This window comes from Streptomyces sp. NBC_01276, from assembly GCF_041435355.1.
Classification (GTDB): Bacteria; Actinomycetota; Actinomycetes; order Streptomycetales; family Streptomycetaceae; genus Streptomyces.
On sequence record NZ_CP108442.1, the window covers coordinates 8,082,800 to 8,108,814 of the forward strand.

The 26,015-nt window shown below is 71.8% G+C and carries 26 protein-coding genes and 3 pseudogenes; 19 read left to right on the top strand and 10 right to left on the bottom strand.

The genetic code is table 11. The features are described 5' to 3' along the window. The first annotated feature begins 70 nt into the window (after positions 1 to 70). The 3 genes from OG295_RS36390 (at position 71) to OG295_RS36400 (ending at position 2,292) form a co-directional block, all read left to right on the top strand. On the top strand, positions 71 to 301 hold the full coding sequence (locus tag OG295_RS36390) for a DUF5133 domain-containing protein (protein ID WP_371680940.1): 231 nt from the start codon (positions 71 to 73) through the stop codon (positions 299 to 301). A 157-nt stretch (positions 302 to 458) separates the two neighbouring features. Beyond that, a complete protein-coding gene (locus OG295_RS36395) occupies positions 459 to 1,754 on the top strand; it encodes a peptide ligase PGM1-related protein (protein ID WP_371680941.1) in 1,296 nt (431 codons plus the stop codon). Between the two features lie 97 nt (positions 1,755 to 1,851). Next, positions 1,852 to 2,292, top strand: coding sequence for a hypothetical protein (locus tag OG295_RS36400; protein ID WP_371680942.1), 441 nt, complete (start codon positions 1,852 to 1,854; stop codon positions 2,290 to 2,292). A gap of 38 nt (positions 2,293 to 2,330) precedes the next feature. On the opposite strand, the gene OG295_RS36405 is transcribed toward OG295_RS36400, so the two are convergent. Continuing rightward, a complete protein-coding gene (locus OG295_RS36405; protein WP_371680943.1) occupies positions 2,331 to 2,552 on the bottom strand; it encodes a DUF6479 family protein in 222 nt (73 codons plus the stop codon). Between the two features lie 212 nt (positions 2,553 to 2,764). Between OG295_RS36405 and OG295_RS36410 the strand changes: the two genes are divergently transcribed. Then, a complete protein-coding gene (locus OG295_RS36410; protein WP_371680944.1) occupies positions 2,765 to 3,238 on the top strand; it encodes a hemerythrin domain-containing protein in 474 nt (157 codons plus the stop codon). Between the two features lie 121 nt (positions 3,239 to 3,359). Here OG295_RS36410 and OG295_RS36415 read toward each other — a convergent pair. Further along, positions 3,360 to 4,066 (bottom strand): annotated as a pseudogene (locus tag OG295_RS36415) (alcohol dehydrogenase catalytic domain-containing protein); the annotation flags it as partial. A gap of 361 nt (positions 4,067 to 4,427) precedes the next feature. Between OG295_RS36415 and OG295_RS36420 the strand changes: the two are divergent. Further along, positions 4,428 to 5,543: a glutamate--cysteine ligase gene (locus OG295_RS36420; RefSeq protein ID WP_371680946.1), complete on the top strand. Its 1,116-nt coding sequence runs from the start codon at positions 4,428 to 4,430 to the stop codon at positions 5,541 to 5,543. Positions 5,544 to 5,832: 289 nt separating this feature from the next. Here the strand turns inward: OG295_RS36420 and OG295_RS36425 are convergent, their stop codons facing one another. The 4 genes from OG295_RS36425 to OG295_RS36440 all read right to left on the bottom strand — a co-directional run bounded on the left by OG295_RS36425 (position 5,833) and on the right by OG295_RS36440 (position 7,624). Then, a complete protein-coding gene (locus OG295_RS36425; RefSeq protein ID WP_371680947.1) occupies positions 5,833 to 6,162 on the bottom strand; it encodes a plasmid stabilization protein in 330 nt (109 codons plus the stop codon). A gap of 211 nt (positions 6,163 to 6,373) precedes the next feature. Further along, a complete protein-coding gene (locus OG295_RS36430; protein ID WP_371680948.1) occupies positions 6,374 to 6,616 on the bottom strand; it encodes a hypothetical protein in 243 nt (80 codons plus the stop codon). Positions 6,617 to 6,912: 296 nt separating this feature from the next. Then, positions 6,913 to 7,245, bottom strand: a complete 333-nt coding sequence (locus OG295_RS36435; protein ID WP_371680949.1) for a hypothetical protein — start codon at positions 7,243 to 7,245, stop codon at positions 6,913 to 6,915. A gap of 100 nt (positions 7,246 to 7,345) precedes the next feature. Beyond that, entirely contained in the window at positions 7,346 to 7,624 is a 279-nt protein-coding gene (locus OG295_RS36440) for a GlsB/YeaQ/YmgE family stress response membrane protein (RefSeq protein ID WP_371680950.1), read from the bottom strand. A 288-nt stretch (positions 7,625 to 7,912) separates the two neighbouring features. Between OG295_RS36440 and OG295_RS36445 the strand changes: the two genes are divergently transcribed. From OG295_RS36445 to OG295_RS36455, 3 genes are all read left to right on the top strand, one after another. Next, the gene (locus OG295_RS36445; protein WP_371680951.1) at positions 7,913 to 8,467 is read left to right on the top strand and encodes a cysteine hydrolase family protein; all 555 of its coding nucleotides are present in this window, start codon (positions 7,913 to 7,915) and stop codon (positions 8,465 to 8,467) included. A 189-nt stretch (positions 8,468 to 8,656) separates the two neighbouring features. Further along, a complete protein-coding gene (locus OG295_RS36450; protein WP_371681414.1) occupies positions 8,657 to 9,913 on the top strand; it encodes a PP2C family protein-serine/threonine phosphatase in 1,257 nt (418 codons plus the stop codon). Positions 9,914 to 10,080: 167 nt separating this feature from the next. Continuing rightward, positions 10,081 to 10,341 (top strand): DUF5133 domain-containing protein, encoded by a 261-nt coding sequence (locus tag OG295_RS36455; protein WP_371681415.1) that lies wholly within the window; start codon positions 10,081 to 10,083, stop codon positions 10,339 to 10,341. Positions 10,342 to 10,385: 44 nt separating this feature from the next. Here OG295_RS36455 and OG295_RS36460 read toward each other — a convergent pair whose 3' ends face one another. Next, complete coding sequence (locus OG295_RS36460) at positions 10,386 to 10,661, bottom strand: isoamylase early set domain-containing protein (RefSeq protein WP_371680952.1); 276 nt, start codon at positions 10,659 to 10,661, stop codon at positions 10,386 to 10,388. A 265-nt stretch (positions 10,662 to 10,926) separates the two neighbouring features. Further along, complete coding sequence (locus OG295_RS36465; RefSeq protein WP_371680953.1) at positions 10,927 to 11,277, bottom strand: PRC-barrel domain-containing protein; 351 nt, start codon at positions 11,275 to 11,277, stop codon at positions 10,927 to 10,929. Positions 11,278 to 11,450: 173 nt separating this feature from the next. On the opposite strand from OG295_RS36465, the pseudogene OG295_RS36470 reads away from it, so the two are divergent. The 6 genes and pseudogenes from OG295_RS36470 to OG295_RS36495 all read left to right on the top strand — a co-directional run. Beyond that, positions 11,451 to 12,686, top strand: a pseudogene (locus tag OG295_RS36470) (aminotransferase class I/II-fold pyridoxal phosphate-dependent enzyme); the annotation flags it as partial. Next, a complete protein-coding gene (locus OG295_RS36475; protein ID WP_371681416.1) occupies positions 12,678 to 13,211 on the top strand; it encodes a protealysin inhibitor emfourin in 534 nt (177 codons plus the stop codon). The pseudogene OG295_RS36470 and the gene OG295_RS36475, both read left to right, overlap by 9 nt. A 511-nt stretch (positions 13,212 to 13,722) precedes the next feature. Continuing rightward, a pseudogene (locus OG295_RS36480) lies at positions 13,723 to 14,661 on the top strand (FAD-dependent oxidoreductase); the annotation flags it as partial. Between the two features lie 561 nt (positions 14,662 to 15,222). Continuing rightward, positions 15,223 to 16,314: a mechanosensitive ion channel family protein gene (locus OG295_RS36485; protein WP_371681417.1), complete on the top strand. Its 1,092-nt coding sequence runs from the start codon at positions 15,223 to 15,225 to the stop codon at positions 16,312 to 16,314. Between the two features lie 168 nt (positions 16,315 to 16,482). Next, the gene (locus OG295_RS36490; RefSeq protein ID WP_371680954.1) at positions 16,483 to 16,854 is read left to right on the top strand and encodes a hypothetical protein; all 372 of its coding nucleotides are present in this window, start codon (positions 16,483 to 16,485) and stop codon (positions 16,852 to 16,854) included. Positions 16,855 to 16,916: 62 nt separating this feature from the next. Next, positions 16,917 to 17,309, top strand: coding sequence for a VOC family protein (locus OG295_RS36495; RefSeq protein WP_371680955.1), 393 nt, complete (start codon positions 16,917 to 16,919; stop codon positions 17,307 to 17,309). 193 nt (positions 17,310 to 17,502) lie between these two features. Here the strand turns inward: OG295_RS36495 and OG295_RS36500 are convergent, their stop codons facing one another. Next, on the bottom strand, positions 17,503 to 17,985 hold the full coding sequence (locus OG295_RS36500; protein ID WP_371680956.1) for an ATP-binding protein: 483 nt from the start codon (positions 17,983 to 17,985) through the stop codon (positions 17,503 to 17,505). 164 nt (positions 17,986 to 18,149) lie between these two features. Beyond that, a complete protein-coding gene (locus OG295_RS36505; protein WP_371680957.1) occupies positions 18,150 to 18,572 on the bottom strand; it encodes a secondary thiamine-phosphate synthase enzyme YjbQ in 423 nt (140 codons plus the stop codon). 140 nt (positions 18,573 to 18,712) lie between these two features. Here OG295_RS36505 and OG295_RS36510 point away from each other — a divergent pair, with 140 nt between their 5' ends. From OG295_RS36510 to OG295_RS36530, 5 genes are all read left to right on the top strand, one after another. Then, positions 18,713 to 20,278 carry a serine/threonine-protein kinase gene (locus OG295_RS36510; RefSeq protein ID WP_371680958.1) on the top strand — a complete coding sequence of 522 codons (1,566 nt, stop codon included), beginning with the start codon at positions 18,713 to 18,715 and terminating at the stop codon, positions 20,276 to 20,278. A 76-nt stretch (positions 20,279 to 20,354) separates the two neighbouring features. Then, positions 20,355 to 22,160, top strand: a complete 1,806-nt coding sequence (locus OG295_RS36515; protein ID WP_371680960.1) for a diacylglycerol kinase family protein — start codon at positions 20,355 to 20,357, stop codon at positions 22,158 to 22,160. A gap of 27 nt (positions 22,161 to 22,187) precedes the next feature. Further along, a complete protein-coding gene (locus OG295_RS36520) occupies positions 22,188 to 23,141 on the top strand; it encodes a YihY/virulence factor BrkB family protein (RefSeq protein WP_371680961.1) in 954 nt (317 codons plus the stop codon). A 41-nt stretch (positions 23,142 to 23,182) separates the two neighbouring features. Beyond that, positions 23,183 to 24,001: a phosphatase PAP2 family protein gene (locus OG295_RS36525; RefSeq protein WP_371680962.1), complete on the top strand. Its 819-nt coding sequence runs from the start codon at positions 23,183 to 23,185 to the stop codon at positions 23,999 to 24,001. 595 nt (positions 24,002 to 24,596) lie between these two features. Next, positions 24,597 to 25,946: an erythromycin esterase family protein gene (locus OG295_RS36530; protein ID WP_371680963.1), complete on the top strand. Its 1,350-nt coding sequence runs from the start codon at positions 24,597 to 24,599 to the stop codon at positions 25,944 to 25,946. Positions 25,947 to 26,015: the final 69 nt, after the last annotated feature.

Genomic DNA, 26,015 nt, shown 5'->3' on the forward strand with positions numbered 1-26,015 from the left:
CGGGTTCAGCGGTGATCGGGAGGGTAGGCGACGGCCACGATACGGATCCGCTGGCGAAAGGCAATCACCCATGTTGATGGCTCACCCGGCCGTGCTCCCCGGCCTCGTCAGCCGTTACTGGGCGTTGTCCGTGCTCGACGCCGCGGACGGCGAATCGCCCGTGCGCCGGGAGATCGAGGACGTCGAGCGAGCGCTCTGCGTGTCCACCGGTACGACGGACGTGCGCGCCGCCCTCATCGCCACCCGCCACCGCCTGCCTGGCACGGGTACCCTCGATGACTCCGTGCTCGTCTCCGGCTGATCGGTTCAGCCGTCAGCGGGCGATACCGGCCCTCGGGGGCGGGCGGTTCGGGCGTGACCGACCGCGGACGGCTCCCATGGTCCCAGCTGCCCGGTGAAGGTCACCCGTTCGGACGCGAAGGGATGCCGATGCGCTGGGTGCGGCAGAGGCTGGGCCCATGGCCGCCAAGCTGGTGACGGAGACGGGCCCGATCGTCGTGTTCGCGAACTTCCTCTCCGACCTGGCGGTGGATCTCGACGCGGGCGAGATCCTGGCGCAGTGGGCCCAGCAAGCGCCGCGGAAGGCGTGGTTGCTTCGGCCGGGGGACGTGTTCGTCACTCCCGTATCACTCGGCCCGGAGTTCTTGCGGTACGTGTACGACCTGACGGGGGTGCCCCCGGAATCGGTGGCGGTCGTCGAGGTGCCGCCCGCGGGCGCCGTCCCGCTCGCGCGGGCAGTGCGCGAGGCCGGCCTCGTCGAGCACGTACGGGATCTCGTGGGCGACCGGGGTGCGGCGCTGCTGCCGACGGCGTTGGACGCGTCGGCGATCGCCTTCGCCCGGGACGTCGGCATCGCGGTGCACCCGTACCCCACGGTCGAGGCCGCCGAGGCCGCTGTGGATGTGACCATGCTGCTCAACACCAAAGCCGGGTTCCGCGAGACGGCCGGACGACTGGGCATGCGGCTGCCGACGGGGCGGATGTGCCGGCGCCCGGAGGCCGAGGGTGTGGCGCGCGAGCTGCTGCGGGACCACGAGGCCGTCGTGGTGAAGCCCGACCGTTCGGCGGGCGGGCATGGGATGCGCTTCGTGTCCCGTGACGACCTGAGGGGCGGGGCGAGCCTGCTGCTCGATCCGGTCGGCGGGCCCGAGGGCCTGTGGGTGGTGGAGGAGCGCCTCGATGTGGCCGATTCGGTCAGTATCCAGCTGGAGGTGACCGCCACCGGGGCACGCGCGCTCTTCAGCGGTGCGATGCGCACGGTTCAGGGATCCTTCACGGGATACGCCTCTCCGCTGCCGCCGTCCTGCGCGCACGTGGCCGGCGAAATGGAGGAGTGGGGGATGACCCTGGGCCGTCACCTCGCCGACCACGGCTACAGCGGGCCCTTCGGGCTCGACGGGCTGGTCGACGCGGACGGCACCGCGTACGCGAGTGAGAGCAACATCCGTCGTACGGCCACCACCACTCCCCACGCCATGGTCACCCGGCTGACGGCGGGAACGACCGGACCCCACCCGGCCTGGTCGGTGTCGAAGGGGTGGACGCGGAGCCCCATGGACTTCGCAACGGCTCTCTCGCGGCTGCGCGCATCCCGCCTCGCGTTCGACCCGGATCGCGGCGAGGGCGTGGTTCTCTACGCGGACGCGCCGCCCGACGGCCGTTCCTGGCGGTACGCGGTGATCGCCAGGAGTGCTGGAGACGTGAAGGAGCAGGAAGCCGCGCTGATGGAGGTCTTCGCATTCGAGGGTGAGTGACCGCCCGCCCATGGGGCCGGTGCATCCGGGGAGCCTTCTTACGCCGCTTGGCCCCATCCCCCAAGAAATGAAGCGGCGTACGGGCAGAACACCCTCCATGGACAGCAATCACGAGATGGATCCGGCACACCAGGTTCCGGAAGGTGTCGACGTCAAGACGGTGCGTGCCCTGGGTGCGCTTTCGAAGGCGCTGGAAACCACCGAGCGGGCCCGCGGTCACCTCTACGGGTTCCACCAGCTGACCGGGACAGCGGACTTCGAGCTCGGCGACGCGGTCCGGCTCCTGCGCGTGGCGGGGCACGAGGAGCAGGCCGATCGGGTAGAGCGCGAGATCGTGGGCCGCAATGTCATCCCGGGCCACTGGACGTTCCAGATCATCGAGGCGTACAACTCCACCTACTACCAGCCCTTCGCGGCAGTGGAACGGGACATCGTCGACGAGGTGGCCGGCGGGCGGGGCCACCTCCTGGAGGCCCGCCTCAAAACGATCCGCCGCACTCACCACCATCCTGACCACACCGCAACGCCCCCCTCCTGAAGTCCCGCCCTTGCGGGCGCGGGTGGCCACGGGTGGGGCTACTCCTGGTCCTGCTCGTCACGCGCATGCCCGTCCGGGGTCTGCCAGGAGTCCTGGCGGCGCTGTGCGACAGGGTTCTGCGCGGCCGGCGGTGCCTCCCGGCGCCTGCGCTTGCTCCCGTACCAGAATGCACCGACCAGGAGGACGACAAGGACCACTCCGGCGAACATGAGGAAGAGCGACGGCTGGCCCTCGGCGGCGAGTGTTTCGATAGGAGTCATGCGCGGCCCCTACCCGCGATCCACTGACATATCAGACGCCGAACGGGTTTATGGCGGGGTGTGCGGGGCGCGGCGAGCCGAAGCGGACGGCGTAGACGAGTCGCCCATTCTGGCCAAATTCTTGTTTCGACGAGCGGTCCGAGTGCGGGCCGGGTACACGGGCGTGGGGTGACCGGCCGCGTCGCCCGGTGACGCGACCTCTGGAGGCTGTGGTGGACGGGATCGTGCTGCTCAAGGAAGACCACAAGACGGTCGAGAAGCTTTTCAAGCAGTTCGAGAAGGCCGGTGAAGATGCTCACGCGGAGAAGCGGAGGATTGCCGACAAGGTGATCGACGAGCTGACCACGCACACCTGGATCGAGGAGAAGATCTTTTACCCGGCCGTGCGGGAGGCGGCCCCCGACACCAAGGACCATGTCCTGGAGAGCATCGAGGAGCACCACGTCGTGCTGTGGATGCTTTCCGAGCTGAAGGACCTGGACCCCGCCGACGAGCGGTTCGACGCCAAGATGAGCGTGCTGATGGAGAACGTCCGCCACCACGTCGAGGAAGAGGAGAAGGAATGGTTCCCCGACGTCCGCAAGGCCATGGGCCGTAACCGCCTCACCGAACTCGGCGAGCGGATGGAGACGGCGAAGAAGAAGGCTCCGGGCGAGCCCCTCGCCGTCCCGAGCGCCAAGCACTGACCGAGGCTGACCATCTCTCCCGTACGTCCGCGTCCCTTGTTGCCGCCCGCGCGGCAAGGCCGGGCGCTCAATCCTTGAGCGCCCGTTCCAGTTGCTGCTTGTTCATGTGGGAGCGGCCTTCGATTTCGGACGGTTCCTGTTCAGCGGTGTTGATCGGGACGGCGCCGATCTCCTCGGCGAGACGGAGCCGATCGGGCTGGTGGTCGGGGACCCAGACGCGGCCCGCGCCCTTGAGGATCGCGGAGTAGGCGGCCATGAGCCCGACAGGGCCCGCGCCGTAGACGATGGTCTGGTCGCCGGGCTTGACGCCCGCCATCTCGGTGGCGTGGTAGCCGGTGGGGAAGATGTCGGCCAGCATCACGTAGTCGAGCTGCCGCTCGGCGGCGTCCTCACCCAGGCGCAGGGCGTTGAAGTCGCCGTACGGGACGCGCAGGAGTTCCGCCTGGCCGCCCTGGTACGGGCCCATCTCGGCGAAGCCGTACGCGGCGCCGGCCATGTCCGGCTTCGGCTGCATCGTGAGGCAGTAGTTGGTCAGACCTCGCTCACACTGCTTGCAGAAGCCGCAGGCGATGTTGAAGGGCAGGACCACCCAGTCGTCCACTTTGACCTTGCTGACGGCCTTGCCCACCTCGACGACCTGCCCGAGGTTTTCGTGGCCCAGCGTCCGGCCCGTCTCGAATGAGGTCCGACCTTCGTACATGTGCAGGTCGGAGCCACAGATGTTCGTGGTGGTGATCTTCACCAGGATGTCGCAGGGGGCTCGATCTTCGCGTCGGCGACGTCCTTGACGGTCACCGTCCGCGGTCCTTCGTACACAGCGGCTTCCATGGGTTCGTCCTTGCCGACGCCACGCCTCACCGGACGGTCCACAGCGGGCGGTGGCATCTTTGCGGGTGTTGGCACGGTCGGCCTCCTGAGCGACTCGACCGTGGGGCGACGTCCGGCTGTCGACGGCTTACGTCTCTCCCAGCCCGTCTACCCCGCTCCTGCTCACCCACCACGCGGGGCCAGGCTCGATCTGGGATCCTCACGTACCGGCGACGCTCGGCCCGCGCGACCGGAGATCGGCCAAGAGGCTCGGCCGGCGACCGTTCTTGGCGCGGAGCGGGGCGTCGGCCCGGCGGCGGCATGGTCGCGGTGGGGTAGGGAAGGCGCGGGGCATCTGACGGTTCGATCCACAGGCGGCGACATGCGAAGCGTAGGCGTGGAAGAAGAGCTGCTGCTCGTGGACGCGGACAGTGGTGCCCCGCTCGCCGTGTCGGGGGCGGTGCTGGCGGCCGCGGAGCGCTCGGCGTGGCAGCGCCCCGGCCGGGACGGTCGACGGGACCACGAGTTCGAGAAGGAGCTGCAGAAGGAGCAGCTGGAGTTCGCCACGAAACCGGTCACCGAAATGGGCGAGCTCCAGGAGGAGATCGTCCGCATCCGCCGGGAGGCGGCCCGGCACGCGGCGAGTGCCGGCGCGGTGGTGGCGGCGGTCGCGACATCCCCGCTGCCCGTCAAGCCGTCGTTGAATGTCGGGCGGCGCTACCGGTGGCTGGGCGAGCAGTTCGCACTGACGGCGCAGGAGCAGCTGACCTGCGGGTGCCACGTCCACGTGTCGGTCGCGTCGGACGAGGAGGGCGTCGCGGTCCTTGACCGCATCAGGCCCTGGCTGGCCGTCCTGACGGCGATGAGCGCGAATTCGCCCTTCTGGCAGGGTGAGGACAGCGGATACGGAAGCTACCGCAGCAGAGTGTGGAACCGGTGGCCGTCCGCCGGCCCGGTGGACATCTTCGGCTCCGCCGACCGCTACCACGAGCAGGTCCGCACGATGATCGAAACCGGAGTCCTGCGCGACGAGGGCATGATCTACTTCGATGCCCGCCTGTCGGCGACCTACCCCACCGTGGAGGTGCGGGTCGCCGACGTCTGCCTGGACGCCTCCACGCCGGTCCTGCTCGCCGCCCTCATCCGCGGCCTGGTCGAGACGGCGGCCCGCGCCTGGCAGGAGGGGCGGCCTCCGGCCAGGATCGGTACGGGCCTGCTGCGCCTGGCCTCCTGGCGGGCCGGCCGGTCAGGTCTGGACGGGCCCCTGCTCCATCCCGAGAGCATGCGGGAGACGTCTGCCGAGGACGCGGTCGATGCCCTCTACCAGCACGTGCGCGAAGCGTTGAAGGACCACGGCGATGACGAGCGGGTCCGGGAAGGCATTGCCCACCTGCACGAACGGGGGAACGGCGCCCGCGCGCAGCGTCGGCTGCACGCCGACGGGCAGGGGCTCGCTTCCGTCATCACCCGGTGTGCGGAGATGACGATCGAGGCGTGAGGCGCCGGGGCGGCCGCGCGAACGGCCCGGGAGCCACCCGGCGCCGCGCGTTCGAGCGGATCCTGCGGGTCGATCGGCAGCCGCAAAGCCGGCCAGGCCGACGCAGGTGTCCTGCACCCGGCCCTCCAGTCCCGCGCACCGGCGGTCCGGCACCCCGTCGGGGCCCGAGCCGATCACCACCGCGTCAGGGACGGAGCACCCCCAGGGTCGGCGAGTGCGGCCCACACACTGCGAGGGGGCGCCGGATGAGCCGATGACGGACGGCCAAGCGGACTCACGCCACTCGGACTCAGTGGCCGAGGGCGTTCTTGAGCTGCTGCTTGGTCATCGTGGAGCGACCCTCGACGCCGCGCTTCTTCGCCTCCTGGTAGAGGTCGTCCTTGGTGCGTTCGGATGAACCGCCGCCGCCACGGGACTTCTCGCCGCCGCGTTGCGAGGCGGACTTGCCCTGGGTGGAGCTGCGGCTCGCCGTCTTGCTCTCCCCGGAACGGGCGCGTTCCTTGTTCACGGTGCGGGAGGCCATTTCCTTCGCACGCTCCTCCGACATGCCGCGCTTCTCGCCTGACTCCTTGATGTGCTCGTACTGACGCTCGCGCTTGGGACTGGAACCTCGGGGCATGGCGGAACCCTTCGTCGACGGTGTGATGTCACGGTCATGGTGCTCGTACCCCGACCACGCCGCATCTCGCGCAATTCGGACCAGCGGCTACGGGTGCGAGGGCGGGCCGTTCCGTGCGTCGAGGCACTTGGGGAGGCCGGGTTGCGACCCTCCGAGGCGAGGTGTGCGGGCGCGATGCTCCGCCGCCCATGCCAGGCTCGGGGGCCGCCGTTCACGGCGCCCCGTCCGTCTCCCCGGCGGCGCCCCTGCCACCGCCCCCGTAAGGGCACCCGGGCACGGCACTCAGCGCCGCGACCCGGAAATCAGAGGCCGGCCGCAGCCGGGTCACCTCCACCGTGGTGCCGGTCGCGGCCGCCACGCCCTCGGCCCAGCTGCCGATTTCGGCCACCAGCGCGTCAAGTGCGGTGCTCGTGGCCGCGCGCAGGCCGAACAGGCCTTCGGCGAAGGCCGGCACGATGTTGGTTGCGCTGTCCCCATCGGTTTGACGATTCCCTGGACGTGTGAGCCGGACGGCAACCGTCTGCTCATCACGGCGGCGGTGTTGAACAACTGGATGAGGGAGGTCAGGGCATCGATCCCGCGGGTGGGATCGCCCGTCGGATGCGCTGCCCGGTCGTGAAAGCCCACGCGCACCTGGGTCTGCCCGGTCAGCGGCGCCCATGACCAGTCATGAACGCCGGGGTGGAACATCAGCGCAGCGTCGACACCGTCGAACACGCCGGCTTCGGCCAGGGTGACCTTGCCCCCGCCTCACTCCTCCGCGGGTGTCCCCACGGCGAGCACCGCGCCCTCGAACTCCTCCTCCAGCACGCCGCGCAACGCCAGTGCGGCCAGGCATCGCCCTCGCCCGCGTCCCGCGCGGGCGACGAAAGCGGTGTCGAGTCCGGCGGTCCCCGACTCGACGGCGAACCCCGCCCGCCGGAGTTCGCCGGTGAGCAGCCGGGCCGCACGGCGCTCCGCGTATGCGAGCTCGGGATCCGCGTGGAGGGCGCGGCTGACGGCCCACAGATCGTCCGCTCGCCGGTCGCGCTCCCGACGCAGTCGCGCGTACGGCTCATCCGATGGATCGCGCACGTCGCTCATGTCGCCCCCTCACCGGACGACGGGCCGGCGAACGCGCGGAGGCGCCTCGTGGGCATGCGGAGGCACAGCCGGCCGCGACCGGTGAGGACCGCGGTCGCCATCAGGCATGCCGGTGAGAGTGCCGGCTCCCGATCGTCAGGCGGTAGAGGGCCAGGAGGATGACGGAGCCGATGATCGCGGCGATCCAGGTCGAGAGGTCGAAGAAGCCGTCGATGGAGTCGACACCGAAGATGACCTTGCCGAGCCAGCCGCCGAGCAGGCCTCCCGCGATGCCGATGAGTATGGTGATGATGATGCCGCCGGGGTCCTTGCCCGGCATGATCGCCTTGGCGATGAGGCCGGCAAACAGACCGATGAGAATCCACGCGATGATGCCCACGATGCGCCTCCTGCTTCCTGAGGTAAGGCCACGGTCAAGTCGCTTCTTCACACGTCTCGCGCTTTCAAACGTGTGCAGCGCGCCGTGGGGGCGCGTGCGGGCCTCAGCGGCCGACCGGCGCCCACGACGGTGGTGGACCTCGTGAGCACGTCGCACGGGCCGCACCGCCCTGGATGACGGAGACTGGAATCAGCAGACGGGCCGGACCGCGCGAGCCCGGGCCCACGGCGGTCCGCCGCCGACGGGCGGTCACGGGCTGGATGGACGGGTCGAGAGGCGGCGGCTTCCATGCCTCGTACAGCGCTCATCGTGATCGACATGCTCAACACCTACGCACACGAGGACGCCGACGCCCTGGTGCCGTCCGTTCGTGAGGCGCTGCACGGGGTCACGGCCCTGTTGAAGCACGCCCGGACCAGCGACTCGCCCGTCATCTACGTGAACGACAATTTCGGGGAGTGGCGTTCACGCCACGGGGAGATCCTGCGGGCTGCCCTCGACGGCCACCACAGCGATCTGGTGGAGCCGGTCGCGCCCGACGAGAACTCGCTCTTCGTCGTCAAGGCGAGGCACTCGATCTTCTACGAAACCCCACTGGCCCACCTGTTGGGCCAACTGGCGACCGAGCGCCTGGTCCTGTGCGGGCAGGTGACCGAACAGTGCGTGATGTACTCGGCTCTGGATGCCCACATCCGGCACTTCGATGTCGTCGTAGCGGCCGACGCGGTCGCCCACATCGACGCCGACCTGGCCGCGGCGGCCCTGCGCATGATGCGTCGCAACATGTCCGCGGACATCTGCGCGGTGGACGACGTCACCTTCGATGCCCGGCGTGCGGAGTGAACAGGGCCGGCGAAGGTCCCCCCGACGGTTTCGGCCCGCCTGTCTCACGGAGCCGTGGAGGAGGAGAGTGGGAGTGAGGGCACCTGCGCACCGGTATCGGCAGTGTGCCTGCTCGAAGTGAGGACCAGAGGATCAGAGGGCCAGGGTGCTGCGGTGAACGACCGGGACCGGGACGCACAGGGGCGGCGCATGCTGGGGAGCCTGCTGCTGGCGAGCCACCTGATGCCGCTGGAGCTCCTGCCGGCGAAGGCGGCCGAGTATGCGGCCGGTGCCGGCTTCACCCAGGTACTGATCTACGTGGTCGATCTGCGGGGTGACGTGCTGCGTCTGCTCACCGGCGTGGGGCCGGACGCCGGACTGGGGGCGGTGGGGGAGGAGACCGAGCTGAAGATCGAGGGCACGGTGGCCGGGCGTGCCTTCCAGTACGGTCAGCTCGTGGCCGGTGGCGAGGCGAGCGGGGCGGGGAGTCACTGGTGGGTGCCGCTGCTGGACGGTACCGAACGCCTGGGCGTCCTGCGGATCACCACCGCCAACGCCGACCCGCGGGCTCTGGAGGACATGGAACTGCTGTCCGCCCTGCTTGCTCTGCTCATCGACAGCAAGCGGCGCAGCAGCGACTCGTACGCCCGCCTGACGCGTGTCAAGCCGCTCCACGTCGCGGCGGAGATGCAGTGGCACCTGATGCCGCCGCCCACGTACGCGGACGGCCGCGTGATGATTTCAGCGGCCATGGAGCCCGCCTACACGATCAGCGGGGACGCGTACGACTACGCGATCGCCGGGCACGTGGTGCACCTGTCGCTGTTCGACGCCATGGGGCACGATACGGCCGCCGGGCTGACCGCCAACCTGGCGATGGGTGCCTGCCGCAATGCGCGCCGCCAAGGCGCCGGGTTGGTGGAGACGAGCGACAGGATCGAGGAGGTTCTGATCGAACAGTACGGTCAGTCCCGCTACGTCACTGGCATCCTTGCCGACCTCGATACCCGGACCGGGGTCCTGACCTGGGTCAATCGTGGCCATCACCCACCGGTGATCATCCGCGGTGGCCGCTGGAGCACCCTGCTGGACTGCCCGCCCGCCCACCCCATGGGCACCGCTCTCGGCCTTCCCGCCATTCTGTGCCGGGACCAGTTGGAGCCCGGTGACCGGTTGGTGCTCTACACCGACGGCATCACCGAAGCCCGCCGGGCCGGCAACGAGGAATTCGGCCTGGCCCGCTTCACCGACTTCCTCATCCGTCACCACGCCGCCGGCCTGCCGGTCCCCGAAACCCTGCGCCGCCTCATCCACGCCGTTCTCGAACACCACGACGGCCGCCTTCAGGACGACGCCACCGTGCTGTTCTGCGAATGGCTCGGTGCCGTCCCGCGGCCGACCCGGCGGGCCGCAGCCCTGGCCGGACTCCCGCCGGCCGATATTGGCGCGGACGGAGCGACAGCGTAAGGAGCGCCGGGGGCGGCACTCACCCCACTCACCCACCGCGGCCGTGTCGGTCGCGGGGCCATTGCAGCGACGCCCGTGGCGCATGGGATGCCCGTGCCCGGGCAGGCGACGCGTCGGGGGCAGCCGGCCGCCCCCGACGGCGACGCTTGTGAAGGAGCGAGATCGTGATGATGACTCACCCCACGTTGCTGGCACGTCTGGTGGAGGAGTACGAGACGGAGTCGCAGCTCCGGGCCGCAGGCCCCCACGGGCCGGTGCGGCAGCAGATGGAGGATGTGGTCTACACGCTGTGCGTGTCGACCGGGACGCGTGATATCGAAGCCGCGCTGGCCGCGGCGCGGGAGCGGCTGCGTACCGCATGGCCCGGTGAACCGGGTGACGCGGCGACGGCACGGGACGGCCGGACCTTGAATGGCGCGGCGGGATAGTCCACCCGTGCCGTACCGGCCCCGGTCGGGCCGGCGGCCGAAGGTCAGGTGTGCAGGCGGCTGTTGACGCCGTCGTGGCTGTCGGCCTGTTCGTCGTCGAACCAGTAGTCGCCGACCGCGAGGTAGCGGAAGGAATGAGCGCTCTTCGCCGGGAGGACGACGGTTGCGGCGCGGGTTCCGTCCCCGCGGGGTGCCAAGGGGTGGGCGGCGGGGTCCCATTGGTTGAAGTCTCCGACGACGCTGACGGGTCCGCCCGGAGCGTCCTCGGGAAGGATGAAAGTGACCTGGGTACGGCCCTTGAGCTGCTTGCGTTCGAGCACTGAAAGACTCCAGCCACGAAAAAGGGGGGAACCGGCCTGTGCATCCTTGCGTTGCCGCGCGTGTGCACGGCGGTACGGGGCCGCGAGCCGGGCGGAGGTCACCCGGGTGGCCGCGCCCTGCCCGCCGCCAGGCCTGCGGTCGGTGTCCTGATGGCGCGGCCCCGGAGCCCTGCCCGCTCGATCCCTGCCCAACCGGCCCCGAGCCGGCCCGGGTGCTGCGGCTCCCCTGCGGGGTGGGGGCCGCAGGGGCAGCCGTCGGCCGGGGTCAGCTGTGGTCTTGGCCGTAGTACTGGCCGAGCCGACCGCGGTAGGCGGCGTCGCCGCGGTGCTTCTCCCTGTCGTATTCGGGGGAGTCCTTGATCTGGTCCTTGGTGAGGTTGATGTGGATCTTCTCGTCGTCCCTGTCGACGCGGACGACCGTGCCGGCAGGGATCAGGACGTGTTTACCGAAGATCCACGGTCCGGTGTCCACGACGATGTACGAGGCGTCGACGTCCTCGGTGTGCTCGTCGACCTTGCCGATGTGGCCGTCACTGGATTCGACCTTGAAGCCGATCAGGCGGGTGCCCGGCGTGTAGTTCGACCCGGGGTTGTAGCTCCACATGTCTGCGCTCACGGGATGCTCCATTGTGCTGCAGGGACCGGACGGGAAGCGCACCATCCCTGCCCGTCCCCGCCCGCTCGGGCAGCCCTGTGACGGGTTCTCCGTCGGGCGCCACACGACTGTCACCCCAACGGCCCCGCGGGTGCCGTGTCCCGGCCGGCCGGGTCTGCGGGCAGGCGCGTGTCATGGACCACTCGAAGGCACCAGTACTCGACGCGTTGGCCGCCTACCGAGAAAGCGGCCAGACCCCGTTCACGCCTCCGGGGCACAAACAGGGACGGGGCGCCGACCCCAGGGTGCGGGCCGTGCTCGGCGAAGCGGTTGTCGGTGAAGTCGGCGATGCTGTCCGTCGCGGGACCGCACGAGAAGCTGCTGGTAGGCCGGGGCGCGCACAAATCCGTGGTGTCCGGCCTGATCCTCTCGGGCATCCAGGCCGTCTGGGTGGAGCCGCAGTGGGATGCCGAGCGTCACCTCGCCCACCCGCCGGCCGCCGAGGCCGTCGAGGCGGCTTTCGCCGAGCACCCCGACGCCCGCGGGGCGCTGGTGACCACGCCCACGCCCTACGGCACCTGCTCGGACCTGGCCGCCATCGCCGAGGTCTGCCACCGCCAGCACCGGCCCCTGATCGTCGACGAGGCATGGGGCGCCCACCTGCCCTTCCACCCGGACCTGCCGACCTGGGCCATGGACGCCGGGGCCGACGTGTGCGTCACCTCCGTGCACAAGATGGGCTCCGGCCTGGAGCAGAGCTCCGTGTTCCACCTCCAGGGGGACCTGGTCCGACCGGAGGTGCTCAAGAGCCGTGAGGACCGCTGGGACGGCTGGCGCCGCCAGATGGTCGAGCAGGCGGGGCCCTCTACGACCACGCACTCGCCCTCGCTCAGAAGACCCGCGAGCGGATCTCCCGTATCAACGGCATGCGCGTGCACGGCCGCGACGACTTCTGCGGGCCGGGCCGGGCGGCGGACATGGACCCCCTCCAGATCATCATCGACATCAGCGCGTGGGAGGTCACCGGCTACCGCGCCGCCGACCGGCTTCGGGACGAGCACCGCATCAACCTCCACATCGCCGACCACCGCCGCATCAGCGCCCAGCTCACCCACGCCGACGACAGCGACACGGCCGAGGTGCTTCTGACGGCCCTGACCTACCTGGCCGCGCATGCCGCGGAGCTTCGTACGGGACAGCCCGTGGAAGCCCCGCCGCCGTCGAGGTTGAGGTTGGAGCAGGCGGCGCTGCCCCGTGATGCCTTCTTCGGCCGAACGGAGCAGGTGACCTGGCAGAAGGCGGACGGCCGGATCGCAGCCGAAATGCTGACCCGGTACCCGCCGGGTATCCCGGCGGCCCTGCCCGGCGAGCGCCTCACCAAGGATGTTCTGCGGTACCTGCGAACAGGTGTGGAGGCCGGGATGGTCGTGCTCCTTCGGCTCTGCTGCGTCCCAACGGCGTTCTGCTGGTGGTGCACTCCGGCATGGGCGGGGCGGAGGCGACCGTGGGCCGGCTGGCCGGGGCGGCAAGGCCCGCCCGGCCGCCGGCCGTTTTCGGCCGTCTTGAGCCTCGCCGCCCACAGGAGGCAAGCCCGCGCGTTTCGGGGGAAGGCGAGAGGCGTCGATCTACTCGATGCGCCGCCTTCCCCACCCGTACGGGAGGGGCGCACTTCACCAGGAGGTCCCACCATGCTGATCGTCATCACCCGGACCGGCGGGTTCGCCGGCAGGGAGCGCACAGGGTCCGCCGACACGCACTGCCGACCCGACGGAGCCGAGCTGGAGAGCCTGGCCGAACGCGCGCTGAGCGCCGAAGCGCCGTCGGCGGGGCGCCCCGTGGCCGACGGCTTCGTCTACTCCATCCACATCGACGGCAAGGTGATCGAGTTACGCGATCCCGACCTGACCGATGAACAGCGCCGGCTGATCGAGGCGGTGCTCGGCGAAGGGGCCTGACCCCTGCGCGCACCGCGCACCCTCCGACGACGCCCGGTGCGGGGCCGTTTCCCGAAGCGGCCCCGCACCGCCGTGTCCGCCCACCCGCAAGTCCGGTGAGACCACGGGGGACAGGGGGCCGTAACCGGCCCGCATCGAAGGGCGGTTCACGGGCATACGCCCCGTCATGGAACCGATTCGGCACGTCGAAACACACTTACCCCTCGCAACCCCCACCGGCGCCCCGCCCGGCCCGGTCTGGCTGCACCTGCTCCTGATCGCGTTCGCGGTCGGCATCCTCATCACGAGCCTCAGGCGACACCACTAGACACATCCGCGCAGGGGTGAGTACGCGCTCGATGCCGCACGGACCGACTGCTGTTCCCCGGCCTCCGCAGACTGGACGAAGGCACACGGTTCCCCAGAGGAAGCCGACACACCTGCGCCGACGCGGGAAGCACACGGGCACCGACACATCCAGAGCCCACCGTTATGACCCGGTATTCGCCGAATACGCGGGTAGGACTCCGGCATGCGCACCCACGATCTCGTCATCATCGGAGCCGGCTCCGGCAACGCCGTCATCGACGAGCGCTTCTCCCACCTCGACGTCGCCGTCATCGACCAGGGCCCCTTCGGCGGCACCTGCCTGAACCGGGGATGCATTCCGAGCAAGATGCTCGGGCACGCCGCCGACGTTCACGCCGCCGTCCGCGAGGCCTCCCGATTCGGTGTGGAGACGGGCCCGGCCCGGGTGCGCTGGGCCGACCTGCGGGAGCGGGTCTTCACGCGCCTGGACCGGGAAGCCGCCGAGGGGGAGGACGGACGGCGTCGTTCCGGGGTCACGGTCCACCGAGGACGGGCCCGCTTCACCGGGGAGCGGACCCTCCACGTCGACACCGACCGAGGCCCCGTTTCCCTCGGGGGCCGCCAGGTCGTCGTCGCCGCGGGCAGCCGCCCGACCGTCCCGCCGCCGGTGTCCGACTCCGGGCTGCCGTACGAGACGTCCGACACCGTCATGCGCCTTTACCGTCCCCCGCACCGGCTGGCCGTGCTGGGCGGGGGCTACGTCGCGGCCGAACTCGCCCACGTCTTCCACGAGGCCGGCAGCCGCGTCACCGTCATCGAGCAGGCGGACACCCTGCTCCCCGCCCAGGACGAGACCGTGGCCCGGGCCTACACCGCGCTGGCCGCCACCCGCCACGGCGTACGCACGGGCACCGCGCTCACCCGTCTCGAAGGCGAGCCGGGACGACTGCGCCTGATCCTGGACGACGGCCCCGACGTCGAGGCGGACACCCTGCTCGTGGCCGTCGGCCGCACCCCCGGCAGCGACCGGATCGACGCGGCCCGCGCCGGCATCGAACTGCACGACGACGGACGGATCGTGGTGGACGACCGGCAGCGGACCAGCGCCCCGGGCGTCTTCGCCCTCGGCGACGTGTGCACGCCCTTCCCCCTCAAACACGTGGCGAACCGGGAGGCGCACGTCGTGGCGCACAAAGGACGTCGACATCCGTGCGGACCCGCGCTGTTCGGCGCCGTGCGCCGAGGGAACGTACACCGGGGGACGTCGTGGTGTCCGCGGCGGCTGCCGTCCGGGCCCCTCGCCCGAGGACCGCGGTCCGAGCGCCGTCGTCGGGGGAGTGCCGGGCAGGGCCTCGGCCGCCGGCCGTTCGAACGGGTCGGGGCCGGGAGGCGTCCGGTTTCCGTGCGGATCCCGGACAGCAGGCCGTCGGTGCCGGTGATCCGGCCGCGCCGTCGGAGGAACGGCGTGCCCGAACCGGACCACTGTCCCCGCGTATGGCCCGGTCCCGACCGGCCAAACCTTGCTCGGGAAACCTTGTTCGAGACATGCCACTCACCGAGCCGCCGGACGGCCACCGGCGCCACGGGCCCCGCCGACCCCTCGCAGCGGCGCCGCACACGGATGGCCCACCCCGCTGCGGGAACACACCCACCCACCCCGTGTCGGCCCTGCCCATCGGGGCAGGCGGGTGGGGTCCGTGCCGTCTGCATTCACCGAGGAGATATGAACAGCGCCCTTCGCCTGCTGACCGTACTCGGGGGCTCGATCCTGCTCACCGCCGTCGTCGGATGGGTCATCGACGTGCTGCTGCGCCGCGCCGACGCGCGGCACCCCGAAACACCCCTGTGGAACTCCCTGCGCCGCTGCCGGACCGCCCTGCAGATCGTGCTGCTCGCGGCGCTGCTCAGGGCGGCGTACCGGCAGACGGTGTGGAGGCCCCTCCAGGACCACGAGGAGGCCGTGGGCCGCGCCCTGTCCCTGGCCCTGATCGGCGCGGGAGCCTGGCTCATCGTGGGCATGACCTCCGCCACCGTCGAATCCGGCTACGCCCGCTACGCGACCGGCACCCGGGACCCGGCCCGGGTCCGCAGGGTCCGCACCCAGGTGACCCTGATCATGCGGGTCGTGACCGCCGTCGTCGGCGTCGTCGCGGTCGCGGCGATGCTCCTGACCTTCCCCAGCTTCCGGGCGCTCGGCACCTCCGTGCTGGCCTCCGCCGGCATCATCGGCATCGTCGCCGGCGTCGCCGCCCAGTCGACGCTGGGCAACCTCTTCGCCGGGTTCCAGATCGCCTTCGGCGACATGGTGCGCATCGGGGACACCGTCGTGGTCGCCAATGAATGGGGAGTGGTCGAGGAGATCACCCTGACCTTCCTCGCGGTGCGGACCTGGGACGAGCGCCGCATCACGATGCCCGTCTCCTACTTCACCACCCGCCCCTTCGAGAACTGGTCGCGCGGCGGCGCGCAGATGACCGGCACGGTGTTCCTCCATTGCGACCACAGCGCCCCCGTGGACCTCATACGCGACAAGGTGCGCGAGATCCTGGACCACTGCCCGCAGTGGGACGGCCGGGGCTGGGACGTCGCCGTCACCGAGACGACGCCCTCCACCATGGTCGTGCGCGCCATCGTCACGGCCAAGGACCCCGACTGCCTGTGGACCGTGCGCTGCGCGGTACGGGAGCAGCTGATCGGCTGGCTCTCGGAGAAGCACCCGCACGCCCTCCCGCGCCTGGTCCTCGAAGGCGCCGGCGACCGGGACCGCGCCGGTGGAGGGACCTCTCCCGGAGCACGCCCCACGTACGGCGGCTGAGCGGCCCGTGATGCGCGCGGCGGGCGCCCGTGTGAGCGTGGAGACACTCGTCGCGCGGCCGGGACGCACGCTTCCCGACGGACCGTTCCCCGCCCCGGCGGACCGGACGGCGCAGCCGAACCCGGCGGTCCGACCCGCACGACCCGGTACGAGAGGAAGAGGACGACCATGGAGAGCCGGGACAATGACACCCCCGTCGCCGAGGTGGGGGTGACGGTGGCGGGCTGCTCGGAGGCGGACGCACGGGCCGTGCTCGCCCTGCTCGAACACCTCTTCCCCCAGAACCCCGGCACGGACCGCGCCACCGAGGAGGGCCACGGCGCGACCGTCTGGGTCACGACCCTCGACGCGGCCGAGCCGGCGCGTGACCGGCCGGCCGCGGTCACCCTGGCCGACACCGTCGGCCTCACCCTCCAGGGCGGCCCGCGGGCCGTGGAACGCGTACGGGTCGCCCTCGCCGGGCACTTCGCCGTCGAGGACGCGGGGAGCGTATCGGGCGATCAGGAGCAGGAGATCGGACTGCGCCTGCGCTCCGCCTGAGCCGCCGGGCATGGCCGAAACCCGACCCGTGTAGGGGCGGCGACGCCGGGCAGGCGCGCCGCATGACCGTACCCAAGACACCCGTCGTCGTCCTCGACACCGCCGAGCCCGAACGCCTGGCACGGTTCTACGCCGACCTGCTCGGCGCGACCACGCGACCGGCCCCGAACGACGTGGACCTCCTCCTCGTGACGGGGGACACCGGCACCGTACTCGGTGTTCGGCGCGACCCCGGCCACCTCCCGCCGAGCTGGCCGCTGCCCGAGGGCTCCCAACAGGCCCACCTGCGGATCCTGGTACGGCCCGAGCACCTCGACGCGACGGAACGCGAAGCCGTGGCACTCGGCGCCAGGCCCGTGGCCGCGGAGGACGACGGGACCCGGCCCGACAACCGCACCACGCTGCGCCGCTACGCGGATCCGGCGGGCCACGCGTTCGTGGTCTGCGCCGGCTGATCCCGCCCCTTCCACCGTGACCCGTCGACGGCGCCGAGCGGGGACACGGGCACGAGGAGGGCCGGGAAGACCCCGACACGGAGCAGTGGGGCAAGGCGGCCGCCGGGTCGGCCGGGTCGCGCGGCGCCCGACCGGACCGGGTCTTCCGGGAGGAGCGCGAAGTGCGCACGCCGACGCCGCGCCCCGAACGGGCTCAGCGCCGTACGGGGCCGCCGGCGACCAGCCGGGAGGTACCGATCTCGGCCCACACCACCTTGCCGGGCGCGTGGGCCTCGGAGCCCCAGCGATCGCAGAGCCGGTCGACGATACGGAGTCCGTGGTTCCCGGGAACGCCGGGCCGGGCGCCGAACCGGCGACGGGGCAGCTCGGGGGAGCCGTCGCACACCTCGACGCGCACCGCGTCCCCGCGGCTGAGCGCGAGGTACTGGCAACCGCCGGCGTGCAGGGCCGCGTTGGCCACCAGCTCGGAGACCAGGAGCAGGGCGTCCTCGGAGGTCTCCGTCCCGTCCAGTTCCCACTCCCGTAGTGCCCGACGGGTGAAATCACGGGCCTTCGCGACCTGCCCGGGCGCTCCGGCCAGGACCAGGAGCCGCCGCCGCACCGGCGTCGAGTGCGGCCGGGTCCGCGGGTGCGGCGAACGTTCGGTCTGCGATGCGCTGCTCTTGACTGAGGTCACTGTGGTCCGTTTCCACCGTTCGGGTCCCGCCCGGCTTCACTGTCCGGTACGGGGCGTTTCGTACGGTGCGTATGCCCCGGGATCGGCCGCGGACACGCGGCGCAACGGCTCGGGCCGCCGGAGCCGGTGCGCGGGGGCCGTCCTCGCCCTCGACCCGGGCGCCCTCAGCCGAGGAAGGACAGCCGGACGGTGCGCCGGGGGTTGTCCCGGTTCGTGTCCACCAGGACGACGGACTGCCAGGTGCCGAGCGCCAGCTCGCCGTCGACGACCGGCAGGGTGGCGTGCGGGGGTACGAGTGCCGGGAGCACGTGGTCGCGGCCGTGTCCGGGCGAGCCGTGCCGATGGCGCCAGCGGTCGTCGGCCGGCAGCAGTGTGGTGAGGAGGTCCAGCAGGTCGTCGTCGCTGCCCGCGCCCGTCTCGATGACGGCGAGGCCGGCCGTCGCGTGCGGCGTGAAGACGTTGAGGAGCCCGTCGCGGCCGTCGGCCACCTCGCGCAGGAAGCGGGCGCAGGCGGCCGTGAGGTCGTGGACGGTCTCGTCGGAGCCGGTGGTGATGTCCAGGGTCCGGGTGGTGAAGGCGCTTGTCATGCCGCCATCCTCGCGCCCCGTCGCCCGACGGGCCTCCATGCGCGCGGCGCCGCCCGTCGGGGAGGAGGCCGCCCCCGAGGGCCCGCGCGGTCGCCCCGTACAGTTCTGCTCGGCAACGGCCTTCGGAACGGGGTGGCTTGGTGGAATCGCTGAGACCCGGTGATCCGCTGGAGATCGGCGGGTACCGTCTGCTCGCGCGGCTCGGCGAGGGCGGCATGGGCGAGGTGTTCCTCGCCCGAACCGCCTCGGGGCGGGCGCTGGCGCTGAAGACGGTCCACCGGGAGCTGGGCCGGGAACCCGGCTTCGCCGAACGGTTCGATCGGGAGATCCGCACCAGCGACCGCGTGCGCTCGCCGTGGACCGTCTCGGTGGTGGACTTCAGCCCTGCCGGCTCCTCGCCGCAGTGGCTCGCGACGGAGTACGTCCCCGCTCCCTCCCTCGGCGACTGGGTGCGCGGGCACGGCCCGCTGCCGGAGGCGGCCGTACTGTCACTGGCCCGGGAGCTGTCGGCCGCGCTGGTGGCGGTGCGCGCGGCCGGCGTGGTCCACCGGGACATCAAGCCGGCCAACGTGCTGCTGGGCCCGGAGCGGCCGTTCCTCATCGACTTCGGGATCGCCCGCACCGTCCGCGACCCGCGCCGCACCCGGACGGGCGCGGTCATCGGCACCCCCGGCTACCTCGCGCCCGAGCAGGCCGTCGGCGCCACGGCCGGGCATCCGGCGGACGTCTTCTCCCTCGCAGCCGTCCTCGTCCACGCCGTCACCGGCCGGGGCCCCTTCCTCGACCACGCCGAGGAGACGAGCCTGCCGGCCCTCCTGTACCGGATCGTCCACGACGAGCCCTTCCTCGACGGTGTCCCGGCCGCGCTCGTGGCGCTCCTGCGGGACTGCCTGGCGAAGGATCCGGACCGGCGTCCCACCGCCGAGGAGGTGCGGGACCGGCTCGGGGCCGGCCGCGAGGGGGACTGGACCGCTTCGGTCCCGTCCGCCCTGCCGGCCGACAGCGCCCGCCGCGAGGCCGCACTGCGCCCGCTGCTCGACGCCAAGACGGGAACGGCCCCTGAGGCACCGGCCCCCGTCCCGCAGGCGCCCGTCCCGCAAGTTTCCGTCCCGCCTGCTCCCGCCCTGCCTGCCCCCTTCGCCGCGTCGGGCACGCGTCGGGTGCTCGTCGGCGTCGTCGGCGTGGCGGCCCTGGCCGTCCTCCTGACGCAGTTGCGCGGCGGCGCGACGGGCGAGGACAAGGCGGCCGCCGCGCCGTCCTCCTCCCCGCCCGGCCGGGCGTCCGCCGCCCCGTCCCCCTCCGGATCCACCCTGCCCGCCCCCTGGGTCGGCACCTGGACCGGCGTCGGCCCCGGCACCCCCGACGCGGACGGCATCACCCACGCCCGCACCCGGGACTTCGCGGTCACGGTCACCTTCCAGGCCGGCGCGGTCGGGGAGGTCATGGGACGCCAGGTCAGCGACGTCCGGGAACTGGTCGGCGGACGGAACCTGGGCTGCACGGAAGCCCTGGAACTGCGCGGACTGAGGGCCGACACCGCCGTACTCGCCGCCGTGACCAGCCGGCCCACCGATCGCACGGCCACCTTCGACTGCCCCAAGGGCAACATCTACGTGGTCTCCCTGACCGCTCCCGACACCCTGACCATCGAGCTGGAAGGCGCCCAGTCCGCGGGTGCCCCCAGCACCCTGACCCGTCGGCCCTGACGGCGGCCCCCGGGGCTGGGACCACTGACCGGGCACCCCGACGCATGATCACGCGCGGACGGGCCAAACGATCCGCATGATGCGAAGGTACGGTTCGACGGCGCGCGGCGCCTGGCTCCTGCTGTTCCTTCCGGTCCAGGCCGCCTTGATGGTCGCCCTGGGCCGGTTCGTGACCGGCCCGGCCGCGCGGCACTGGCCGTTGTCCGAAGAGGCGGGCGCCGTCCGTGAGTCGGGCGCGCACCGCGACGGGGCGACCATCACGCTCTCCAAGTGGCTCTCGGTGCTCGCCGGGACGGAGGTCGTCATCGCCGTGACCCTGGTCTGCGTGATCGCCCTGCTCGTGCTGCCGCGCGTCGCGCACCGCGTCGAGGCCATGTTCCTCGCCGTCTCCGTGGCCGCGCAGTCGGCGGTCTTCGTCGTGGTCACGGCGTTCGTGGAGCGACCGCGCCCCGCCGTCACCCAACTGGACGCGGCCCCACCGACGTCGAGCTTCCCCTCCGGCCACGTCGGCGCCTCCGTCGCCCTGTACGCGGGGCTGGCCGTGATCGCCGCCCTGCGCATGCGAGGGCCCTGGCGCTGGGTCGCGACGACCCTCCTGCTGCTGATCCCCCCGGCCGTCGGGCTCTCCCGCGTCCACCGCGGCATGCACTACCCCAGCGACGTGGCCGCCGGTCTGCTCAACGGCGTGGTGACCCTCGTCATCACGGGCTTCGCGCTGCTGTACGGACACACCGCCGCGAAGGGCTCCGGCGCCCGGCCCGACGTGGGGACGGACGCGCCGTCCGCGGGGCGGTCCGCCCCCCGGCCCGGCCCCCTGCCGACCGCCGAACCCACCCCGCCGCCGGGCGACCGACCCGAACCGGCACCCGCGACCGGGCCCGTCGGCAGGCCCGTCCTCGTCGTGCGCCACCCGCACGGCTGCCCGGACGAACTCGCCGACCGCATCAGGGCCGTCCTGCGCGACCACGGCCATCAGGAGCCGGACCAGCGGTGGATCACGACCTCGGCCGCACGGCCCTGCGGCGAGCTGGAGCCGCGGATCGCCGCCGAGCGGCCCGCCCTGGTCGTGGTGTGCGGGGGAGACGGCACGGTGCGCGCCTGCGCCGAGGTCCTGGCCGGAACCGGGATCCCGCTCGCCGTCGCGCCCTGCGGCACCGGCAACCTGCTCGCCCGCAACCTCGGCCTCCCCACCGATCCGGCCACCGCCCTCTTCGAGTCCCTGACCGGAGACAGTTTCGGCATCGATGTCGGCCGGACCGGGGGCGACGGCCTCCGGCCGAGCCGGTTCACGGTCATGGCCGGCGTCGGCTTCGACGCGGCGATGGTCCGCGACGCCTCACCGCGGCTCAAGTCGCGGATGGGGTGGGCCGCGTACGTCCTGTCGGCGGTGCGCCACCTGGGCGACCCCAGCGTACGGCTCACCGTGAGCATCGACGGAGGCCGCCCCCTGAAGCGCCGGGCCCGCATGGCCGTCATCGGGAACGTCGGCGCCCTGCAGGGCGGGCTGCCCCTCCTGCCCGGTGCGCGACCGGACAGCGGCCGCCTGGAGGTGGTGCTCTTCGCCCCCCGGGGCCCCTCGGGCTGGCTCGCCGCGGCCGGACACCTGACGGCCCGCCTCCTCGGCCACCGGCCGCCCCCGCCGGCCCGCACCCGTGGCGGGCACAGCGAGGCCGGCGGCGCGCTGGAGTACTTCAGCGCCACCCGGGTCGACATCCGCTGCGCGACGGCGCAGCCACGTGAACTCGACGGGGACGCGGTGCCCGACGGCACCCGCCTGACCGCCGAGATCGAACCGGGCGCCCTGCGCGTCCACCTGCCCCGCGCCCCCGGTGCGCCCCACGAACCGCCGCGGGCCGCGGTGACGGCCGACCGGTCCCGCTGAAGACGTCGAAGAGGAGGCAGGACACCGATGGGCACCGCACGACGGGTACCGCAACGGCACGACGTCGACGGCGACGAACTGTCCGCCGACGAGGCATGGGCCGCGTTGCGCCGCTACGGCGGCTGGCGCCTGGCCCGCGATTCGTTCATCCGGTTCCGCTACGCCGACGGGTTCAGCCACGCCCGCGCGCTCGCCCTCCAGACGGTCCTGTCGATCGTCCCGCTGGCCATCGCCGCCGTCGGCCTCTCCGGCGTCCTGCACACCGAGGACATCGGCCGCGTCACCGAACTCACCATCCGCAGCCTCACCAGCGGCCCCGGACACGCCGTGGTCGACGACGCGCTCGACGAGAGCCGGCGCCACGCCGGGGACGGCGGCCAGGCGGCGCTGTGGTTGGGGCTGCTGTTCTCCCTCGTCAACGTCACCACCGGCCTGTGCCAGGTGGAACGGGGAGCCAACCGCATATACGGCAACGAACGCGACCGCCCCTTCCTCGCCAAGTACACCCGCGGCCTGGTGATGTCGGCCCTCGCCGGGTTCCCCCTCGGCCTCAGCTTCACCGTCACCGTCCTCGGCACCCACCTGACGGGGGCGCTCGCCGAGGTGTACCGGCTCGACGAGGGCACCGTACGGGCCTGGGAGCTGCTGCGCTGGCCCGTCGGCGTCCTGCTCGCCGTCCTCGCCACCAGCGCGATCTTCCGGCTCTCCCCACGCCGGAGCCAGCCCGGCTACACCTGGCTGGCCTTCGGCGCCGTCGTCCACCTGGTGCTGTGGAACCTGGCGACCTGGGGCCTGAGCCTGTACGTCGGCGCCAGCGGCTCCTTCACCAACGTGTACGGCCCGCTCAGCGCGATCGTGTCCCTGCTCCTGTGGTCCTACCTCACCTCGACCGCGCTCTTCCTCGGCCTCTCCTTCGCCGCCCAACTGGAAGCCGTCCGGGCGGGGGTGAAGGAACCGATCCGGCCCGACCCCGGAGTCTGACCCGCCCGCCCCCGACCGCACACGAAAGAGGCTCCACGAAGATGGCACGGCGCACCGCACCCCTCTCACGCCGACCGCTGCACGGCCTGCTGTCACGGCACGCCGGACCCGATGCGACGTTCGGCAGGAGACTCGTGCTGACCACCGCCGTCACCGCCGTGGCGGCCGTGCCCTTCGCCCTCGCCCTGGTGCTCGTCGAAGCCCGATGGCCACCCCTGTACCGCCTGGACCGGGCGACGGCCGAACGCCTCCACGCCACCGCCCTCGAACATCCAGGCCGGGTCCGGGTCCTCGAAGTCCTCAGCGACCTCGTCTGGGACCCCGTCACCCTGCGCCTGCTCGTGGCCCTGCTCGTGATCTGGCTCGCGGTGCGCCGCGCCTGGCGGCTCGCCGCCTGGGCCTGCGTCACGGCGGTGGCGGGCGGGCTCATCGGGCTGCTGGTCAAGATCGCGGTGGAACGGGCACGGCCCAGCCTGCCGGACCCCGTCGCCCACGCCCCCGGGTTCTCCTTCCCCTCGGGGCACGCGATGACGGCCACGACCTCCTGCGCCGTCCTGCTGCTCACCCTGCTGCCCCTGGTACCGCGCGCCTGGCGCCCGCTGCCGTGGGCGCTCGCGCTGCTCACGGTCGTGGGCGTCGGATACACACGGGTCGCGCTCGGCGTCCACTGGGTCAGCGACGTGGTGGGGGGCTGGCTGCTGGGCCTCGCCCTCGTCACGGCGACGACCCTGGTCTTCGAAGCCTGGCGGGCCGACACCGGCCGCCGGCGGACGCCGGTGACCGAAGGCCTGGAACCGGAACTCACCACCCCCGACCCCGAAGCGCCCCCGGCCGCCACCGCCCGCCGCGCAGCCCCCTGACCACCCGGCCGCCCCACGGCGGGGGCGGGCTGTCACCGCAAAACCCGAAGATGATCAGCGACCGTTTTCCGCCGCTATGTCGGACGCCGGCCCGACAAGAACAACCGGCCCCACCACGCCGGCCACCTGTGGGCCTTCGCCTCCCCGAGATGGTCGCGCCGGCAGTCGGAGCCACCGGCGACGAACGGGCCGGCGGCGGTGCGCGGGGTACATGTACTGACCTTGTCGTTCACCGTCAGGCGGGCAGCACCAGACGGGCAGCACCAGACGGGACAGGACCAGGACCCAGGTCCCGGTCCGGCAGAGGAACAGTCCCACGGCCCCATGCGACTTCTCATCCCACACTCGGACGATCTCCGTGAAATCCGATGATTCGATGTAAGGGCACTGTCGGAGCGAGAACCACGATTCGGTGGTGCTCGGTCGGCCACGCGATTGGCGGGTCTCGTGCACCCCCCCGGAGGAGGGCAGGCCCGGGGAAGGGACCTGCGGCTTCCTCAGCGGGCGGCCAATGGGATCGCGGGATCGCGGGCATTGGTTTTTCTCAGAGATTCACACGCAAGTGATCGAAGGGCAAGAAAACATGGCTATTCACATGAGGCCCATCAGCCGCCGGCGGCTGATGGCCATGGTGGCGATCGCGGCGGGGGCGGCCCTTACCCCGGTGGCGGTCCATGCGGTCACCGTCAATGAGGTCCCCGCGGCCGGTGGTAAGCAGAACCCGGTACGCGTACTGGAGCAGGCTGCCCACCCGCTGCGGGCGACCGAGCCCGGCGGAAACACGGCCGACCTGCGAGCCCTGTCCGGGATGATCGGCGACACCAAGGTGGTCGGCCTCGGCGAGGCCACCCACGGCTCCCACGAGTTCTTCACCATGAAAGAGCGGGTCTTTCGCCACCTCGTCGAAGAGAAGGGCTTCACCACCTTCGCCCTGGAACTGAGCTGGTCCGCGGGACTCCAGATCGACGACTACGTCCAGACCGGCAAGGGCGATGCCCGCGAGATCGCCGCACAGACGCTGGCCAACTCTCCCTGGGAACGCGAGGAATTCGTAAGTCTCATCGAGTGGATGCGCGACTACAACAGCAACCACCCCGACCGCCCCGTGCACTTCATGGGCGACGACATCGGCGCCCCCTCGTTGAATGACGCGTTTTTCGCACGAGTAACCGGCTACGTGGAGAAGAACCACCCCGAGGCGCTCCCGCGGCTGAACGAGCTCTACGCCGGCCTGCGGCCCATCGACGACGTTTTCGCCTACCTGGCCAAGCCGCTCGCGGAGCGGCAGCAGCTCGCCGCCAAGGCGCAACAGGGTCTGGAACTGGTCAGCAGCCAGAAGGGCTCCGGCACGGACGCCTTCGACTGGGCCGAGCAGAACGCCCGCTCGATCGCCCAGACCGCCAAGTTCCTCACCTTGAACCCCGCCGACCGGGAGTCCCTGAACAGCCATCAGCGGTTCCGCGACGAGGTGATGGCGCAAAACGTCGCATGGTGGCAGAAGCACACCGGCGACAAGATCCTGGTGTCGGCGCACAACAACCACGTCGGCTACGTCTCCGACAACCCCGAGCTGTACCCGAAGACGCAGGGGTCATTCCTGCGGGACACCATGGGAAGGAACTACCTGCCCATCGGCTTCACCTTCAACCAGGGCTCGTTCCTGTCGAAGGACGCCGCCCTCGGCGGCGACTGGAAGAAATTCACCGTGGGCGCCGCCGAGCCCGGCAGGAACGAGCACACCCTCGACCAGGTCCGCTACCAGGATTTCTACCTCGACGTCCGCAAGGCCCCCGCCGCCGCGCGCGCCTGGCTGAACGTCGCCCGGCCCACCCTCGACATCGGCACGCAGTTCCCGGAGGAGCCCCGCGACGTCGCGATCGCCAAGTCCTTCGATCTCCTCATCCACCTCCACGAAATCAGGGAGGCCGACAAGCTGAAGCCATGACGAACCGGCGGAGCCGCGCCCCGGTGTGTTACCTCGGGAGGTTGTGCTCCGGCTGGTGCAGGCCGCGGC